General features: G+C 42.8%; 20 protein-coding genes. 16 read left to right on the plus strand and 4 right to left on the minus strand.

Annotated elements, in window-relative coordinates; translation table 11 throughout:
• The first annotated feature begins 16 nt into the window (after window positions 1-16).
• From V3595_RS03180 to tpx, 7 genes are all read left to right on the plus strand, one after another.
• Entirely contained in the window at window positions 17-1,309 is a 1,293-nt protein-coding gene (locus V3595_RS03180) for a four-carbon acid sugar kinase family protein (RefSeq protein ID WP_485905405.1), read from the plus strand.
• Window positions 1,309-2,304, plus strand: a complete 996-nt coding sequence (gene pdxA / locus V3595_RS03185; RefSeq protein ID WP_485905406.1) for a 4-hydroxythreonine-4-phosphate dehydrogenase PdxA — start codon at window positions 1,309-1,311, stop codon at window positions 2,302-2,304. The genes V3595_RS03180 and pdxA overlap by 1 nt, the downstream gene beginning before the upstream one ends.
• Window positions 2,305-2,579: 275 nt before the next feature.
• On the plus strand, window positions 2,580-3,581 hold the full coding sequence (sppA, locus tag V3595_RS03190) for a signal peptide peptidase SppA (RefSeq protein WP_485905407.1): 1,002 nt from the start codon (window positions 2,580-2,582) through the stop codon (window positions 3,579-3,581).
• A 12-nt stretch (window positions 3,582-3,593) separates the two neighbouring features.
• Entirely contained in the window at window positions 3,594-4,133 is a 540-nt protein-coding gene (locus V3595_RS03195) for an RDD family protein (RefSeq protein WP_485905408.1), read from the plus strand.
• 100 nt (window positions 4,134-4,233) lie between these two features.
• The gene (locus V3595_RS03200; RefSeq protein WP_485905409.1) at window positions 4,234-4,926 is read left to right on the plus strand and encodes a DUF2953 domain-containing protein; all 693 of its coding nucleotides are present in this window, start codon (window positions 4,234-4,236) and stop codon (window positions 4,924-4,926) included.
• Window positions 4,927-4,941: 15 nt separating this feature from the next.
• Entirely contained in the window at window positions 4,942-5,460 is a 519-nt protein-coding gene (gene ytfJ, locus V3595_RS03205) for a GerW family sporulation protein (protein WP_485905410.1), read from the plus strand.
• 179 nt (window positions 5,461-5,639) lie between these two features.
• Window positions 5,640-6,140, plus strand: a complete 501-nt coding sequence (gene tpx / locus V3595_RS03210; protein ID WP_485905411.1) for a thiol peroxidase — start codon at window positions 5,640-5,642, stop codon at window positions 6,138-6,140.
• 196 nt (window positions 6,141-6,336) lie between these two features.
• Here tpx and V3595_RS03215 read toward each other — a convergent pair whose 3' ends face one another.
• Window positions 6,337-6,654 (minus strand): hypothetical protein, encoded by a 318-nt coding sequence (locus V3595_RS03215; protein WP_485905412.1) that lies wholly within the window; start codon window positions 6,652-6,654, stop codon window positions 6,337-6,339.
• A 683-nt stretch (window positions 6,655-7,337) separates the two neighbouring features.
• On the opposite strand from V3595_RS03215, the gene V3595_RS03220 reads away from it, so the two are divergent.
• The 4 genes from V3595_RS03220 to V3595_RS03235 all read left to right on the plus strand — a co-directional run bounded on the left by V3595_RS03220 (window position 7,338) and on the right by V3595_RS03235 (window position 11,271).
• Window positions 7,338-8,324: a class I SAM-dependent methyltransferase gene (locus V3595_RS03220; RefSeq protein WP_137018157.1), complete on the plus strand. Its 987-nt coding sequence runs from the start codon at window positions 7,338-7,340 to the stop codon at window positions 8,322-8,324.
• Window positions 8,325-8,501: 177 nt separating this feature from the next.
• Complete coding sequence (locus V3595_RS03225) at window positions 8,502-9,707, plus strand: acetate kinase (RefSeq protein WP_485905413.1); 1,206 nt, start codon at window positions 8,502-8,504, stop codon at window positions 9,705-9,707.
• Between the two features lie 212 nt (window positions 9,708-9,919).
• Window positions 9,920-10,762, plus strand: a complete 843-nt coding sequence (locus V3595_RS03230) for an EcsC family protein (RefSeq protein ID WP_137018159.1) — start codon at window positions 9,920-9,922, stop codon at window positions 10,760-10,762.
• Window positions 10,759-11,271 (plus strand): MogA/MoaB family molybdenum cofactor biosynthesis protein, encoded by a 513-nt coding sequence (locus tag V3595_RS03235; protein ID WP_485905414.1) that lies wholly within the window; start codon window positions 10,759-10,761, stop codon window positions 11,269-11,271. The genes V3595_RS03230 and V3595_RS03235 overlap by 4 nt, the downstream gene beginning before the upstream one ends.
• A gap of 57 nt (window positions 11,272-11,328) precedes the next feature.
• Here the strand turns inward: V3595_RS03235 and V3595_RS03240 are convergent, their stop codons facing one another.
• The gene (locus tag V3595_RS03240; protein WP_101222925.1) at window positions 11,329-11,643 is read right to left on the minus strand and encodes a hypothetical protein; all 315 of its coding nucleotides are present in this window, start codon (window positions 11,641-11,643) and stop codon (window positions 11,329-11,331) included.
• 212 nt (window positions 11,644-11,855) lie between these two features.
• Between V3595_RS03240 and V3595_RS03245 the strand changes: the two genes are divergently transcribed.
• Both V3595_RS03245 and argH read left to right on the plus strand, forming a co-directional pair.
• Window positions 11,856-13,061, plus strand: a complete 1,206-nt coding sequence (locus V3595_RS03245; RefSeq protein WP_402835313.1) for an argininosuccinate synthase — start codon at window positions 11,856-11,858, stop codon at window positions 13,059-13,061.
• Window positions 13,058-14,437: an argininosuccinate lyase gene (gene argH / locus V3595_RS03250; protein ID WP_402898385.1), complete on the plus strand. Its 1,380-nt coding sequence runs from the start codon at window positions 13,058-13,060 to the stop codon at window positions 14,435-14,437. Before V3595_RS03245 ends, argH begins: the two co-directional genes overlap by 4 nt.
• 57 nt (window positions 14,438-14,494) lie before the next feature.
• Here the strand turns inward: argH and V3595_RS03255 are convergent, their stop codons facing one another.
• Window positions 14,495-14,929, minus strand: coding sequence for a universal stress protein (locus V3595_RS03255; protein WP_133350611.1), 435 nt, complete (start codon window positions 14,927-14,929; stop codon window positions 14,495-14,497).
• 244 nt (window positions 14,930-15,173) lie between these two features.
• Here V3595_RS03255 and V3595_RS03260 point away from each other — a divergent pair, with 244 nt between their 5' ends.
• Window positions 15,174-15,743, plus strand: coding sequence for a hypothetical protein (locus V3595_RS03260; RefSeq protein WP_485905415.1), 570 nt, complete (start codon window positions 15,174-15,176; stop codon window positions 15,741-15,743).
• Between the two features lie 80 nt (window positions 15,744-15,823).
• On the opposite strand, the gene V3595_RS03265 is transcribed toward V3595_RS03260, so the two are convergent.
• Window positions 15,824-16,921 (minus strand): M24 family metallopeptidase, encoded by a 1,098-nt coding sequence (locus V3595_RS03265; RefSeq protein WP_485905416.1) that lies wholly within the window; start codon window positions 16,919-16,921, stop codon window positions 15,824-15,826.
• A 119-nt stretch (window positions 16,922-17,040) separates the two neighbouring features.
• Here V3595_RS03265 and V3595_RS03270 point away from each other — a divergent pair, with 119 nt between their 5' ends.
• Window positions 17,041-17,721, plus strand: coding sequence for a metal-dependent hydrolase (locus V3595_RS03270; protein ID WP_485905417.1), 681 nt, complete (start codon window positions 17,041-17,043; stop codon window positions 17,719-17,721).
• 200 nt (window positions 17,722-17,921) lie between these two features.
• Complete coding sequence (locus V3595_RS03275; RefSeq protein WP_034309145.1) at window positions 17,922-18,146, plus strand: hypothetical protein; 225 nt, start codon at window positions 17,922-17,924, stop codon at window positions 18,144-18,146.
• Window positions 18,147-18,164: the final 18 nt, after the last annotated feature.

Consider the following 18,164-nt stretch of genomic DNA (forward strand, 5'->3'; position numbering starts at 1 on the left):
TTTGGAGGGGATTTAAATGAAATTAGCGATTATTGCGGATGATTTAACGGGCGCCAATGATAGCGGAGTCCAATTGGCTCGACATGGTCTTAAAACGACCGTACTATTTGGATTGGATGAAGAAAATGTACGGGATTATGATGCCGTCGTATTTGATACAGACAGCCGCTCACTTGAGAGGCAAGATGCTTACGATAAAGTCAAGGCAGCGGCAGGTTTTTTAAAGCGGGCTGGCTTCTCAACGATCTTCAAAAAGCTAGATTCGACAATGCGCGGAAATATCGGTGCTGAAATCGATGCCATCTATGATGCTATAAGGCCGGATTTAGTCATGATCGCTCCGGGTTATCCTAAAAATGGAAGGTCAATTCTGGATTCTACCCACTATTTAAATGGTATTCCCCTTGGAGAAACAGAAATTTCCAAGGACCCAAAAACGCCTGTGACCCAATCATATCTGCCAGAGTTGATTGGCGCCCAGACATCACATAAAATTGGTACAATTACAGTGGGAGATTTGGACAAAGGCAAAAACCATGTGAACAGTAAGTTATTAGGGTTTGCAAAGGATTCGATTACGTATATCATCATCGATGCAACCGAAGAGCAGCATTTGAAAGACATATTGGATTATACAAAGGAAATGAATCTTGAAGTGGCCTGGGCGGGATCGGCAGGGATCGCCAATTACCTGCCTGACCATTACTCCATTCCACATAAGGAAAATCGATTGAAGATCCCTATTTCAAGCTCGCCGGTCCTTACAGTGATCGGAAGTGTAAATAAGAATTCACGGAAACAATTGAAAAAAATGTTGGAACAGACCCGGGTACATGCCATATCATTTGAGTCCCATAAAGCTGTAGGGGACGACCGGGAAAGAACAGAGGAAATCAGGAGAGTCTATCATGAGGCCATCCAAATGGCAGCACAAGGGCAGGATGTCGTCATTTATTCCACTGCAGAAAAAGCGGATATTGAAAAGGCTTGGAAAACAGGCGAATCTAAAGGCCTTACTCATACTCAGGTCAGTAACGAGATTGTGAAAGCGATTGGAACAGTATGTTCTGTCCTGTTAGAGAAACAATATTTTAAAGGTGTGACAATGACCGGCGGCGATACAGCCAAGCAAATATGCAATCTATGGGATGTAAAAGGTTTCGAATTGCTGGATGAACTGGAAATAGGAGTCCCAATCTCCAAATTCCTAGGTAATGACGCTATTTATGTCGTCACGAAAGCTGGAGGATTTGGTTCAGAGGACGTATTTATCCATGCGATGAATAAGTTGAAGGGGGAGAATGATTGATGAGACCCATTATCGGAATTACGATGGGAGATGCGGCGGGAATTGGCCCGGAAATTATCGTAAAAGCATTGGCTCACGTTGAGGTGTATCAACAGTGCAGGCCGCTTATTATCGGAGATGCGAAAATAATAGAAAAGGTAAAGCCTATCGTAGGCTTTGAGGGAGCGGTTCACGCCATAAAAGATCCGGCAGAGGCGAAATATGAGTTCGGTTCGATAGATGTTCTGGATCTGGACATCCTACCTTTGGACCTTCCATTTGGAGAGGTTTCTGCTTTAGCGGGAGACGGCGCCTTTCAATATTTGGCAAAGGCCATCGACCTGGCAAAGGAGAAGAAGATTCATTCAATCTGTACAGCCCCACTGAATAAAGAAGCGCTCCACAAAGGCGGTCATATGTATCCGGGTCATACAGAGATTCTTGCTGACCTTACGGATACAAATGACTTTTCGATGATGCTGACCACTCCCAATTTAAAGGTCATCCATTTGACGACTCATATGGGGCTGATTGAAGCTATCGAAAGCATTAATCCAGAGCGGACGTACAAAGTAATTAAGCTTGCACATGAAACGCTGACAAAGGCGGGCTTCCAAAACCCAAGCATCGCCGTTTGTGGTATAAACCCTCATGCAGGGGAAAATGGCTTATTTGGAAATGGCGAAGAAGAAGAGAAGTTAATGCCTGGAATAGAAAGGGCACAGGCTGAGGGAATCAATGTAAGCGGGCCGCTTCCTGCAGATACATTGTTCTTCCGGGCTGGCCGTGGAGATTTTGATATTGTCATTGCCTGTTATCATGATCAAGGACATGCCCCAATCAAGGTTATGGGGATTGAGGCTGGGGTCAATATTACCGTAGGGCTCAAGGGCGGCATTGTCCGAACTTCCGTAGATCATGGCACAGCCTTTGATATCGCTGGAAAGAACATCGCTGATGAAAAAAGCATGCTTGCGGCCATTCAGTCAGCAATCGAATTAGCTCCAAAGCAATAAATATAGAAGCTGCCGGGATGACCCCGGCAGCTTTTTAGTTGAGCTGATTTTCCCTTTACGGCATTTACTGCTCCGCTCAAAAATTGAAACTTGGGAAAATTAATATATTAATGGAGATTGAAAAATAAATGGAGAATGTGCAAAGTGCACCAATATATTTCCAATTAGAGGATTATTTGCTACAATTTTAAATGTCTTGGTTTATCATGGAATGAAACATTTTCGTCTTTAGTTCGTATGGTAAGAAGGATACATATATTTAAGGGGGAAAACAGATGAATGGAAAGCGTTGGGCGGCACTTGGAATTGCAGCCGTTTTATTTTTTGTTTCTATTGTTGTAGGGACGGCTACGACTCTAGTTACAGCGGATACGGAAAATATCATTGATGATTTATTTGCTTCTGAAAGTGCATTTTACGAGGAAGTCATAGAAGGCGATGATTTATCTAATGTTATTGCCGTATTCGATGTAGAGGGCACGATTCAAGATACAGGAGAAGCCTCATTACTTAGTTCGGCAACATATAATCACCGTGCCTTCATGGATAAGCTGAAGATGGCTGAGGAAAATGATGATATCAAAGGAATCATCCTTCGGGTGAATTCTCCAGGCGGCGGTGTCGTCGAAAGTGCAGAGATATATGAAAAGATCCTTGATATCAAGAAAGTGAAAAAACCTGTTTATGTATCAATGGGGTCTATGGCGGCTTCAGGAGGATATTATATTTCTGCACCAGCCGATAAGATTTATGCCAGTCCGGAAACGATGACGGGTTCACTTGGTGTCATCATGCAGGGGTATAATTACGAGAAGTTGGCCAAGAAGTATGGTGTTGAGTTCCAAACCATCAAAAGCGGACCACACAAAGATATTATGAGTCCGACCCGGGAAATGACTGGTGAAGAACGTGAAATACTCCAAGACATGATCGATAATTCTTATGACCAATTTGTAAAAATCATTGCAGACGGACGCGGTATGACAGAGAAGGAAGTAAGGGAAATCGCCGATGGCCGCATTTATGATGGACGTCAGGCTAAAGAAAACCATCTTATCGATGATTTCGGCCATTTGGATGATGTAATTGCCGCGATGAAAACGGATATCGGTGAAAAGGATGCTCAAGTTATCCGTTATACAGATGAGGCAGGATTCGGTTCATTATTCAGTATGGGTGCGCAAAAAATGTTGGGAAATGATGTGGAAACGGCAGTCTTGACAAAAATCCTTTCCTCTTCAAATTCTCCACGCTTAATGTATTTGTATGCGGAATAGGGGGGCTGAAGGATGACGGAACGAAATGAAAATAATGAACAAATCGCTTCATCCAATCTAATGGCAGATCAAGAGGTTCCCGTTCAGCAGGGATTTTCACCAGCCAGTAAGGCCGTGGATGATGACGGTGTCAAGAAAGTGCATTTTGCCGGTTTTTGGATGAGGTTTTGGGCCTATTTAGCCGATCTATTGGTTATCGGAAGTTTGAACCGGATTTTGATTCATCCCATCTTCAAGTTTTATGAAGGGACAGATGATCTCTGGTTTTCCGCAGAGGGCTTTTTAACGGGGGTCGTATTCTTCTTATACTTTGTTTTGATGACCAAATTCTTGAACCAAACTCTTGGTAAAATGATTTTTGGACTGAAAGTCGTTGCATTGAAGGAAGAGAAAAAAAACATTTCATGGGGCACGATATTGTTCAGGGAGCTGATTGGCCGCTATATTTCAAAGGTCACTTGGATTGGCTATCTCTTGGCAGGCCTATTACCGAAGAAACAGGCTTTGCATGATGTCTTTGCAGACACGGGCGTTGTGTTGGTCAGAAGATGATTTCTTCCATTCATAAATCTGTAAGAGCGTGATTTTCGCTTTTGCAGGTTTATTTTTTTTTGCATATGCCGATAATGATAGGCTGAAGGGGTGTGGGTGCATGAGATGGCTTTTGTTGATTATAGGTATCCTCATTTTGGTGCTGCTAATTGTTGTTTTCACTAAAGTAAGAGTGTCCATCGACTACAAACGTGTCCAAACGAATGACCTAATACATATTAAATTATCAGCTTGGTATGGGCTTTTTCACTATACATTCAAGGTTCCGGTCATCAAAAAGGAAGAGAACTCGGCAGCTGTAGTAATAAAGGAAGAGCAAGAAATGAACGGAAAAACCGAAAAGGAAGAAAAGAAAAAAAACACGGCCGAAGATTTGCGTGACGGATTCGCAGACAGTCTGGAGATGCTTCAGCATATAATCGGATTTCATAGGATCGTCCGTCAATTCACAGGGAAAGTCCAAGTCAAAAAATTCACCTGGCATAGTATGGTCGGTACTAAAAACGCTGCACACACCGGTGTTTTAACTGGAGCATGCTGGGCACTTAAAGGTTCAATCATCGGTTTGCTGACAACCTATTTCAACTTTCGGATCATGCCCTCCTATTCCATTACACCCGACTTTCAGAGATGGCAGGCAAATACGTCGATTTCCTGCATATTACAATTTAGAATCGGGCAGGCTATGGTGACTGGAATAAAACTGCTTCGTTATTGGAAAGGCGGAAAGCCGCATTTCAAGTCGAGGAAATTAGCGAAGCTATCAGGTGATTCCAATAAACAATCGTTCTAGAGTGGAGGAATTTAAATGTCAGATCATCCGATCCAAGGTTTAATGAAAGAAGCGATGGAAAATCTGAAAGAAATGGTAGATGTGAATACGATCATCGGGGATCCGGTGGAAACTCCGGATGGAAGTGTCATTTTAACCGTATCCAAAGTGGGATTTGGTTTTGCAGCCGGTGGAAGCGAATTTGTGATGGATGGAAACCATCCAGGACAGCAAGGTAATTCCAAGCAGCCTTTTGGCGGCGGTAGCGGCGGCGGGGTTTCCATAACACCAATTGCCTTTTTGATTGTCGGTTCCCATGGGGTGAAAATGATTCATCTGGATGAAGGGACGCACCTTCTCGAAAGAATGATGGATTTAGCACCACAAGTCGTCGATAAGATTCAGTCCATGCTATCCAAGAAAGGCAGTAATCAAAACCAAGGCAGTAATCAAAACCAAGGCAGTAATCAAAACCAAGGAAGTAATCAAAACCAAGGCGGCAGTCAACCAGCTGTAAAGAGGTACCAAGAACCTAAACAGGATATAGATTTCTAACTGCGACTCGGCATCCGCCGAGTTTTCTTTTTGCTGCAGTCTTCCATTACACCAAAAAAAGCGTGGATGTCGGACATGTGCAAGCACCATTTACATTTCCCGATTCAATTAATTGCAAAATTCCGGCAAAACAAATATTATTATGCTTGTACATAAAGCAGAAAAGGGAGGAATTATTAATGGCTTCAGTTACATTTAAAAACAACCCGATCACTTTAGTGGGACAAGAACTAAAAGTTGGGGACAAAGCACCTGATTTTACAGTATTGGCTAATGACTTATCACCGGTTACATTAAGCGACTCCAAAGGTACTGTCCGCATTATCAGCGTGGTTCCATCCGTGGATACAGGTGTATGTGATGCACAGACACGTAAATTCAATGAAGAAGCGGCAAAATTGGATAATGTGAAAGTACTGACGATCAGTAACGACCTTCCTTTCGCGCAAAAACGCTGGTGTGCTGCCAGCGGCTTGGACAATGTTCAAGTTCTTTCCGATCACCGTGACCTTTCATTCGGTGAAGCATATGGTGTCGTCATGCAGGAACTTCGTCTATTGGCTCGCTCTGTATTCGTAGTGAACAGCTCTGATGAAATCGAATATGTAGAATATGTGAGTGAAGGTACCAACCATCCAAATTACGAAGGTGCAATCGAAGCGGCTAAAGCGGCAAAATAAGATGCGAATTCTAAGAAACCGGGCACAATGTGCCCGGTTTTTGTTTTACAGAGTGCTTTGTTTAACGGATGTTGTTGAATAAACACCATTGGAGTGGACAGGGGCTTTTAGGCCCTGATTTTCAATGGAGCTGTGGTTATATTAGTCTTTGTTCGTTTCTAATACACTGTTTTTATCATTAATATGCTCAATTTAGTTATGGCTCTAAACTCGGGCCATTCAATGGTAAGACAATCTTGCCAGACCACTCTTGGCCATTAGGTGTCCCGACTTTTATGTCAATTTCATTAGGCCACGACGGCATTTGTCTTTGATGGGGTCCTGGAAAAAAACCCGCTTGTTGCCCTGCTCGATATCCATCTCGATACCCTTGACGATACCCTTGTCGATACCCTTGACGAAACCCTTGTTGAAACCCTTGTTGCTGCCTGTTAAATTCATCTGCTGACTGAATATCATGTTGCTGATTTATCGGATTAACCTGCCCATGATAGTTTTGATATTGATTATCCATATATAATCACCACCTCATGCATGGTATTCTGTTTGGGCCTTCATTGAGCCTATCCAAGTAATAAAAAAATACAGGGCAACAACACAACCCGTATTTGAGTTTTTAGACAAAAGGTTTTCTATCTAATTTCAAAACAAAGTTGATTGGAACGTAAGGTACGGGACTCCTGCGGGAAAAGCGCGTCTAGGGGAGACCCTGCAGGCGCAAGCCGAGGGCAGACCGCCCGCGGAAAGCGGGTGCCTGGAGCGGAAATCAAGTCCGCCAATAACATTTCATGGTTCGGGGTGTGACCATTCCTAGCCACTTTTTTAGACAAAAGAGTTTCTATCTAAATTTCAAAACAAAGTTGATTGGAACGTAAGGTATGAGACTCCTGCGGGAATGCGCGTCCAGGGGAGACCCTGCAGGCGCAAGCCGAGGAGGCTCCCCGACCGCCCGCGGAAAGCGAGTGCCTGAAGTGGAAATCAACGTCCAAATTTTACACCTTGTATTTAATTTACCTTTTACTTACTCATGGTTAAAAATTTTGAAAAAGAGTGTCTCGCGCGAATTCATTATATGCGACTTTCGAATCGGAAAACAGTACGCTAAACAAACGAAGAATGATAAGCAGGACGTACGGCTTGTATCTCTTTCTTCTTACCTTTAAAATAGGGACAGAAGCAAACAGGAGGAATTAATAAGTGAAGTCTACCCCAGTTGAACAATTATTTTATGAATTTGATGAAACAGCCCAAATATTGCAAAGTGAACTATCATGTACTTATCTGGATGCCTTAGGTGAAACGGGCGAGAATTTCTTCGAAGGGAAAGTCCTGCAGGAGGAAATCAGTGAAGTATCGAAAAAAAGGTTAGTGAAGCATTATGCAGATTTTTCACCAGAGAAATATGAAAAAGAAGCAATCCGAAAAGCGTACCAGCTTGCCATTTTAAAAGGCATGCAGCAGAGCGTTCAGCCGAATCATCATATGACTCCTGATGCAGTCGGCATGTTCGTCAGTTATTTAGTCGGTAAATTCACAAAGGATCAAAAAGAGATAGTCATGCTCGATCCAGCCATCGGAACGGGGAACTTACTATTTGCGATCTTGAATCAACTTACTGATAAAAACATCGCTTCATATGGTGTCGAGATTGATGAAACCTTGATCAGGCTTGCTTATGCAGGTGCCAACCTGCAAGAACACCCGCTGCAATTTTTCAATCAGGACAGCCTGGAGCCGCTTTTCATCGATCCTTCAGATGTTGTGGTCAGTGATTTGCCGATTGGTTATTATCCGAATGATGTGCGTGCAGCTGAATATGAATTGAAGGCCGATAAGGGACATTCGTATGCACACCATTTGTTTATTGAACAAGGTGTTAAACACGCGAAGGATGGCGGTCATCTATTCTTCATTGTCCCGAATAACCTGTTCGTCTCGGAGGAAGCGCCGAAACTCAATGATTTCCTGAAGAAGCATACACATATCCAAGGGATGGTGCAATTGCCGCTATCCATGTTTAAGAGTGAAGCGGCTGCGAAAAGCATCCTGATCCTTCAAAAGAAAAAAGAGGGTATCGAAGCACCGAAGAAGGCATTGCTCGTACAGCTTCCGAAGTTGTCGGATTTCGAAGCGACCAGGTCTGTCATGCAACAGATGGACGATTGGTTTAAAGAGGAAAAATAGTCAATGAAAGCTGATGCCCCAGGCATTGGCTTTCATTTTTTTATTTGAGAGTGATTATTTGCAATTATTCATTAATATTTGGTTGAATCCGCTTGTCATGATAAGATTGTACAATACACTGCACGTTTCGTTGAGATAGCATTGGAAGAACTAGCTTAGAGAAAAGGAGCAGGATGGATGTCAAAAATCATGGCTATTAATGCCGGCAGCTCTTCATTGAAGTTTCAGCTTTTTGAGATGCCTTGTGAAAAAGTAATTACAAAAGGTATTGTAGAAAGAATCGGCTTGAAAAATTCCGCATTTACTTTAAGCGTCGAAGGCGAAAAGGTTTCTGAAACGCTGGATATACCCAATCATGAAGTGGCTGTAGGGCTTTTATTGAAAAAGCTGATTGACCATCGCATCATTGACTCCTTTGAAGAGATAGATGGCGTAGGGCATCGGGTGGTGCATGGCGGTGAGGTATTCAGTGACTCGGTCTTGATTACGGAGGACGTAATAGAGGAAATCGAAAAGCTTTCCGAGTTGGCGCCTCTTCATAATCCCGCCAATATCACCGGGATCAAAGCCTTCAGGCAAGCACTGGATGATGTGCCAGCGGTTGCGGTATTCGACACTGCCTTCCATCAAACGATGGCAGCAGGTTCCTATTTGTACAGCTTGCCTCTTGAATATTATGAAAAATACGGAATAAGGAAGTATGGGTTTCATGGTACTTCACATAAATATGTATCTCAGCGGGCTGCCGTAATGATTGGCCGCCCAATTGAACAGCTTCGATTGATATCGTGCCATTTAGGGAATGGTGCAAGCATCACGGCCATAAAGGGCGGCAAATCAATTGATACATCAATGGGATTTACACCATTGGCCGGTGTTACTATGGGAACTCGTTCAGGGAACATCGACCCTGCATTGATTCCTTATATCATGGAGAAGACGGGTAAAACAGCAGATGAAGTTCTGGATGTCCTGAATAAGAAAAGCGGCATCCTTGCCCTTTCCGGTTTTTCCAGCGACCTGCGCGATATTCAAGTTGAAGCGGATAAAGGCAATGAGCGGGCTGAACTCGCACTTAAAGTATTCGCAGACCGAATTCACAAGTACATTGGCTCCTATTCAGCTAAAATGGGAGGTGTGGATGGCATCATTTTTACAGCGGGCATCGGTGAAAACAGTCAAACCATTAGGGGGCGAATCTTGGAGGGACTTGAATTCATGGGGGTTTATTGGGATAAGGATCTCAATCGCACCTCGGGTAAGGAAGCGTTCATCAATGCACCCTATTCCCCTGTAAAAGTCATGGTCATTCCCACTAATGAAGAAATCATGATTGTCAGGGATACCATGAAAATAGCTTTGCGCGAAACTTGGAAAACATGACTTCCTGTTTTTTTATAATGATCCCCTTATCCCTCTGGTAAGGGGTCTTTCCCATGAAATTTCCTCCTCAAAGTCCGACTCCTCATGGAGTTTAATTCCATTCAGCCCATCCCCATTTACACTGGATTCCCATCATCCGTTCTCTGAAAAGCTTCCCTCTATGGTATACTTAAGGGAGAATCCACCAATTCTGTACATAGGAGGCTTGATGCATGGAATTCACGAACCGGGAAATGAAAATTTGGAATGAAATTAGTGAATGGCAGGAAAAACTTTATCAATATGAGCCCACGGACCTTGCTGCATTGTATGATAAATGGTTGGAGCAGGGGTTTGCACTGCTTCCTGAAAACGTCCAACAACAGTTTTTTGAAAAGCTGGATACCTGGCTTTTTCATTTACATGCCATGGTTCAGAGCTCACAAGTTCAAATAGATGCAAGAGAGCGGATTTTAGCATCTGCGCGCGTGTTTAATGAAGAAATCGAAACGTTGAGTGATTTGAATCACTTATCGATCGATCAGTTGAATTACATAGCCAATCAGCATATCGCTAAGCATCGCTTATATTCATTTGCACAGGGCGGGATGAGCGGATCAGGAGGCCTGCTTCTGCTAGGGAGCGATATTCCAGCCATGACGGTCATCAATGTCAGGATCGTACAGCTGATTGCGATGTCTTATGGTGTTGAGGTGAATACGCCGTTTGAAATGATGTTGGCCCTTAAGGTATTCAATGCAGGAGCGATGCCAAAGAGGCTCCAAGGAATAGCGTGGGAAGAATTGATCCGCGAGGTCCAGACCGCAGAAGATGACTATTTTTATTTAGGAATAGAAGAACTGACAAACCCTACCTGGATGGAACAGCCTCTGAAGCAGCTGTTGAAAGCATTATCCATTACTGTTTTTCGAAAAAAACTGGTTCGGGGCATACCGTTCATCAGCATGGCCATCGGGGCTGGATCCAATTATCAAATGACCCGGAGTGTCAGTGAGTTTGCCCAGAAGTTCTATCAATATCGTTATTTACTGGAGAAGAAGGCTGATGAAGAATGAGTGTCAAGAATCATAAAAAAGCCATCACGGAGCCAGTTCGCTGCATGGTGATAACCGTCAGTGATACACGTAATGAAGGAACGGATAAAAGCGGAGCACTGATGATGGAATTGCTGAAATCGAATGGTCATGAAGTGAATGAATATGTAATCGTTAAAGATGAGCGGAAAGCGATTCAGGATGCGGTCACTTCTGGTAGCCAAAGCAGCAAGGTCGATGTCATATTAACAAATGGTGGCACTGGCATCGCCAATAGGGATGTAACGATCGAGGCGGTCAAAGAGTTGATGACCAAGGAAATTCCCGGTTTTGGCGAGATTTTTCGAATGCTCAGCTATCAAGAGGATATCGGGTCTGCCGCCATTCTATCCAGGGCGATTGCCGGAGTCGTGAACAATAAAGCCGTTTTTTCCACCCCAGGCTCATCAGGGGCGGTTCGGCTTGCGATGAATAAATTGATTCTTCCGGAATTGGGACATGTCGTTGGTGAACTTCGCAAGGATTTATAAGAGGATGCAAAAAAAGCCACAGTTTTAAACTGTGGCTTTTTTTGCATGGAATAGGCCTTAATTATGCATCTTTTCACTTACGACTTGATTGGCACGATACCATAGCCATAAATCATTGATGATGGAAGCAAGTTCCGCAATTTCGGAATTGAGCTGGCATGATTTGGCGAAATTACTTTCATCGGAGAGCCGAAACTGCTTTCGGTTAATGGTGGATTCCAGTTCCTTGATGCGGTCCGGGATGCTTCCCCGGATATTCTCCCAGTGTACGAGTATTTGCTGTTGCTCGCCTTTTGTATATTCATCCCACTCCAGATTCAAATCGGGAATTGAGATGCCAAGCCGTTCATCAAAGGTAAATAGTTCTTTCATATGCCCTCCACTTTTCGATTTATCATACTCCTAGTTTACTATATTCCCGCGGAAGCATCCAATGTGTAAATTCACAAAATTATTAGCGGATTATTTAGCAAAATCTTTAAAATACCCCTTGTATTCCTTTAATAAAGATGATAAAGTACTAATCATAGATTGAATAAAAATAACAAACGATGAATTTTTATTCACACGAAAGGACGATGGAAATGGAAAATCAAAAAGTTGTTTTAGCATATTCCGGAGGTTTGGATACTTCCGTTGCAATTAAATGGTTACAAGATCAAGGGTACGAAGTTGTGGCATGCTGTTTGGATGTCGGTGAAGGAAAAGATTTGGACTTCATTAAAGAAAAAGCGATCACTGTTGGTGCGGTAAGTTCCTATGTCATTGATGCGAAGGACGAATTCGCTGATGAATTCGCATTGACGGCTCTTCAGGCACATACTTTGTATGAAGGGAAATATCCATTGGTATCAGCTTTATCACGTCCGCTGATCGCGAAGAAATTAGTGGAAGTGGCTGAAGCGGAAAACGCGGTAGCCGTTGCGCACGGTTGTACGGGAAAAGGAAATGACCAAGTGCGTTTCGAAGTATCCATCTCCGCCTTGAACCCTAATTTGCAAGTTCTTGCACCTGTTCGTGACTGGAAATGGTCTCGTGAAGAGGAGATTGAATATGCAGCGAAAAATGGCATTCCCGTTCCGATTGGCATGGCGAGTCCGTTCTCGATTGACCAAAACCTTTGGGGAAGAAGTAACGAGTGTGGAATCCTGGAAGATCCTTGGGCAGCTCCACCGGAAGAAGCATATGATTTGACTGCAAGCCTTGAATGTACGCCAGATACTGCCGATATCATTGAAATTGGTTTTGAACAAGGTGTGCCGGTTACATTGAATGATAAAAACTATAAATTGGCTGACCTGATTGTCGAGTTGAATCAAATTGCCGGCAAACACGGAGTTGGACGTATCGATCACGTTGAAAATAGATTAGTAGGAATCAAATCCCGTGAAGTTTATGAAGCTCCTGGTGCGATGACATTGATAGCTGCACACAAAGAACTTGAAGATATCACGCTTGTAAAAGAATTGGCTCACTTCAAACCGGTGATCGAGAAGAAAATGACTGAATTGATTTATGAAGGACTTTGGTTCTCTCCGCTTCAAAAAGCTTTGGCTGCATTCCTGAAAGAAACACAAGTGAATGTAACGGGTACGGTCCGTGTCAAACTATTCAAAGGTCATGCGATTGTTGAAGGAAGAAAATCCGAGTACTCCCTATATGATGAAAAATTGGCTACCTATACCAAAGCAGACGAATTTGATCATGATGCAGCAGTTGGATTCATTAAATTATGGGGACTTCCAACGAAAGTGAACAGCATGGTCAATAACAAGAAGGTGACAGTGTGAGCAGCAAGCTTTGGGGAGGAAGATTCACGAAATCTGCCGAAGAATGGGTAGATGAGTTTGGAGCTTCCATTTCCTTTGACCAGGAACTTGTCCTTGAAGATATTCAAGGAAGTTTAGCTCATGTAACCATGTTAAAGCAATGCAGCATTTTACCTGAAGAAGATGCGGATCAGATCATTGCAGGTCTGAAAAGTTTACAGGAAAAGGCTGAGAAGGGTGAATTGACTTTTAAGGTTGAGATGGAAGATATCCATCTTAACCTGGAAAGTATGCTAATAAGCGAAATCGGTCCAGTTGGCGGAAAGCTTCATACAGGAAGAAGCCGTAATGACCAAGTTGCAACCGACCTTCATCTATATATGCGGAACCAAACGAAAGTGATTCTGGAACTCATCAATGATTTGCAAATAGCGATTTTGGGACAATCCAAGAAAAATGTGGAAACGTTAATTCCAGGTTATACACATTTGCAGCGTGCACAGCCCATTTCATTTGCGCACCACTTAATGGCTTATTTTTGGATGCTTGAGCGTGATAAGCAGCGCTTCACCGAGAGTTTCAAAAGGATCAATATTTCTCCATTGGGTGCTGGGGCATTAGCTGGGACGACTTTCCCGATTGACCGTGCCCTCAGTGCCGAGCTATTAGGGTTTGAGGGAATTTACGAAAACAGCCTTGATGCGGTAAGTGATCGTGATTTTGCCATTGAATTCATGAGCAACAGTGCGACAATGATGATGCATTTATCCCGTTTCAGCGAAGAAATCATTCTCTGGTCAAGCCAGGAATTCCAATTCATTGAATTGGATGATGCCTTTTCCACGGGAAGCAGCATTATGCCGCAAAAGAAAAATCCTGATATGGCGGAATTGATCCGTGGTAAAACAGGACGGGTTTATGGGAACCTAACGGGGTTATTGACTGTTTTGAAAGGACTGCCGCTTGCTTATAACAAAGATATGCAAGAAGATAAAGAAGGCGTTTTTGATACGGTTAAGACCATTGTTGGTTCACTTAAAATATTTGCCGGCATGATTTCAACGATGAAAGTGAAAACAGACGTAATGGAAAAAGCAACAAAAAATGACTTCTCGAATGCGACGGAATTAGCTGATTACCTAGCTTCAAAGGGAATGCCTTTCCGTAAGGCGCACGAAGTGGTCGGGAAGCTTGTATTGTTCTGTGTCCAGAATGGCTGCTATTTAGTGGACCTAAGCATTGAACAATTCCAGGAAGCTTCCGAGTTGTTTGAACATGATATTTATGATGCATTAAATCCTTATGAGGCCGTTAAACGCCGTAACAGTGCGGGCGGTACAGGTTTTGCCCAAGTCTTGCTGGCGATTGAAAAAGCGGAAAAACTGGTAAGTGAATAACAGGAAAAAGCTCGTTCACCAATTTGGCGAACGAGCTTTTTATATCATTTTCTTTTATTAATTCGTACGCACGACCATTACATCACAGTTAGAATGGCGAACGATGCCTTCCGAGACGCTGCCGATAAGGAAACGTTCGACTGCGTTCAGGCCCGTTGCACCGCAAACAATTAAATCGATCGAATGCTTTTTCGCTAAATCCCTTGGAATTTGAACTTTAGGAGAACCATATGCAACTTCTGTTTGGACCTTTGTAATCCCGGAGGCAATGGCTTCCGTTTTATACTTGTCCAATAGCTCATTGGCAAAGGTTTCAGAGTGATCACGGATAGTCATATCATATGCTTCGACAGTAGGGAAATTCCTTGTATCCACGATATGTGTGAGCACAAGGGTAGCGTCACTGAGTTTTGCTAAATAGATTGCCTTTTTTAAGGCCCACTCTGCTTCTTCCGAACCATCCACTGCTACAAGAATATTTTTATAATCTATACTATTCAAGTGAATCTCCTCCTTCTATTTCATTCCTATTATACTATGATTTACCTAATGGATCTGATTTCAATTGTAACAAATTAGCGAATGTTTATGCCAATAATCTGGAAATCGCAAAATGAAACAATATGATTCCAACCTTATTATGATGTAATGAATCATTGCAGGAAAGAAAACCTCTCCTTTTTACCTTATTTGTTTATTTATGGTAACCTTTAATGTGAGAGGGGAGTTTTTTTCTTTGAGTGTTTCAAAAATAGTAAACTATGCATTATATTCATTCGTGCTTTTATATGCTTTGATCTATTTCAATTATATTTTTTTCATCAATGCTGTACATGCTTCGATCAGTTTAATGAGTATATCAGCACTGCTGCTTCCATTTATTCTATTACTATTTTTTCAATGGATTTCATGGAAATATACCTATCAGCATAATAAAAGGAAAATCAAAATTAGATTTATAGTCATATCAATCCTTGGGTTTTCTCTTCTATTTTATTGTGTTTTTTTGTTAGGGGTAAATGAAAATGAATCAAGGTTCACCACTGAAAGATGGTTAAATGATGATGAAGGAAGAGTATATCTGGTTGATGACTTAATGAAAGAACATGAAATGATAGACATGACAAAAGATGAAGTGTTCAAGCTTTTAGGGTCTCCAACAGAAACGGAATATTTTAAAGAGGAAGATAATGTTGTTTATTATCTCGGTGCCGAGAGGGGAATCATAAGAATAGATAGTGAATGGCTGGTCATTTGGTTTGACGGCAGTGATAAAGCAATGAAGTATGAACTGCGGACCGATTAGTTGAAATGTTGAATAAATACCCCGTCTTAAATGAAGGCGGGGGTATCCGGTTTTTGTTATATTAATTGGTTAATGCATTATCATTTTATGATTTGCAGGCTCTTCGGGAATTTGGTCAAAACCTCACAGCCGGTATCGGTGATCAATAGATCATCTTCAATCCTGACACCTGCAACATTTGGAACATATATGCCAGGTTCGATGGTATAAACCATTCCAGATTGAAGTTCGAGGGTATTCGTTTCAGTCAAGGATGGATACTCATGGACGCTAATCCCAAGTCCGTGACCGAGCCTGTGCGGGAAGAATTCACCGTATCCCTTATTGCTGATGATGTTTCTGGCCGTCAAGTCTATCTCGGAACAGGATACACCAGGTTTACTGGCTCTAACGGCAGCTTCTTGTGCTTTAAGTACAGTTTCATATATTTCTGCCTGTTTATCATTGATATCTCCGTAAGCGACCGTTCTAGTGATGTCAGAGCAGTACCCTTCATGAACGACGCCAAGGTCAAAGAGGACGAGGTCGCCTCGCTGAACCTTCGTATTCCCAGGTGTGCCATGTGGGGAAGCGCCATTTTTACCAGTCAGGACCATGGTGGAGAAAGACATTTGGCTGACTCCGGCTTTTTTCAATTCGTATTCTATCGCTGCAAGGATTTCCATTTCCGTTTTACCTTCATGAATTTCGCTGACACCCACTTCAATCGCAAAGTCGGCAAGACGGCATGCTTCACGGATTTTGACCATTTCATCTTCCGACTTGATCATTCGCATCCTTTGAAGTTTTTCTTCTGCGGAAACGAGCTTTGGGGCTCCGAAGTGTTGTTGGACCTTTTCATAACGTTCTACATTCATATGCTCTTTTTCAATAGCCATTTTATTAATGGATAACCCGCGATTCTCCACTGCTTGCTTAACTTTTTCCCATGGATCTTCAATGTCGGTGTAACCGATGATATCTCCAGCCCAACCAGCCTGTTTAGCATCCGGAACTTCCATCTGCGGGCAGACAAGGAATGGGTCGGCATTTGCAAAAATGGCAAGTGCCAGCAGTCTTTCGTGAGGATCACTAAAAAAACCGCTCAAATAGAAGATGCTCTCTGTAGATGTAAGTAAAGCGGCTTCAGTCTCATTGGCCTGTAGCCAATTTTGTAGTTCTGTCAAACGTTCATTCATGACGATACCTCCATTAATAAGATATAATTACCATAGCAATATTTAAAAGTATAGTAAATGGGAAAGGCCTAAGAAAGCTACTTAAAAAAATTAGTGGGTATGGGAAGGGAGCATCAAAAATGAAAGTATCTTTTCATGGACATGCAGTTGTAAAAGTCGAAACGAATGGTAAAACGATTTTAATCGATCCATTCATTACTGGAAACGAATTGACCGATTTGAAGGTAGAAGATGTGAAACCGGATGTGATCATCTTAACACATGGCCATAATGACCACGTCGGTGATACGGTTGAATTGGCCAAAAGGCATGATGCACTTGTCATCGGCATTGCAGAGATGGCCGACTACCTGGGTGCTCAAGGAGTTCGAACACACGGGATGAGCATCGGCGGAGCTTTCGAGTTCGACTTTGGAAAGGTGAAACTGACGCCAGCATTCCATGGAACGGGATTCAATAACGGGGATGGGCAAATCATTTATTTGGGAATGCCTGCTGGCATATTGCTTACGATAGAAGGGAAAACGATCTATCATGCAGGGGATACAGCGGTATTTTCCGATATGAAGCTGATCGGGGAGCGACATCCGATTGACTTGGCATTCCTGCCAATCGGCGACAATTACACCATGGGCCCGGAAGATGCCGCACTTGCAGCGAAATTCCTTCAAGCCAAACAAGTCGTGCCGATTCATTACAATACTTTCCCTGTCATCAAACAGGATCCTGACAAATTCATTGATTTGCTTGAAGAGGGAAATGGACTGATCATGGAAGCCGGGGATGAAATCGAATTATAAAAGAAGCGGGAGCCTGCAGGGCTTCCGTTTTTTTATGTGTACGTGTGGGGATGACCGGCCGAAATGACGGGTTTTCCCAGCAACATTGCCTTTCATGCAGGGTCATTACAGCAATCGGAAAGTAAAGTCTCGTTTTGCAGCCAAGTCTTTTTTCCTTTCACAGGCATAAAATGAATAGATGAAAAAAAAGGGGGGATTGGATGAAACAGAGGTTATTACTGTGTTTGCTTTTATGCGGTGTGATGCTGTATTATGCCGTACCGCGTTTGTCGTTGGAAAGTGGCGGTCTGGAGGGTCTGTTTGCTGGATCCTGGCTGTTGTTTGCATTGTTGGCGGTAGCTGGAAACTTGACGGGCATACTATATTCTCCTAAGAAACAAAAGGTAAAACGACAGCCGGAATACAAAAGGTTGCGCCAATACTAGTAGTTGTTTGATAAACTA

Origin of the sequence: Bacillus sp. CFBP9009 (genome assembly GCF_036541465.1) — a bacterium.
GTDB lineage: Bacteria > Bacillota > Bacilli > Bacillales > DSM-1321 > Peribacillus.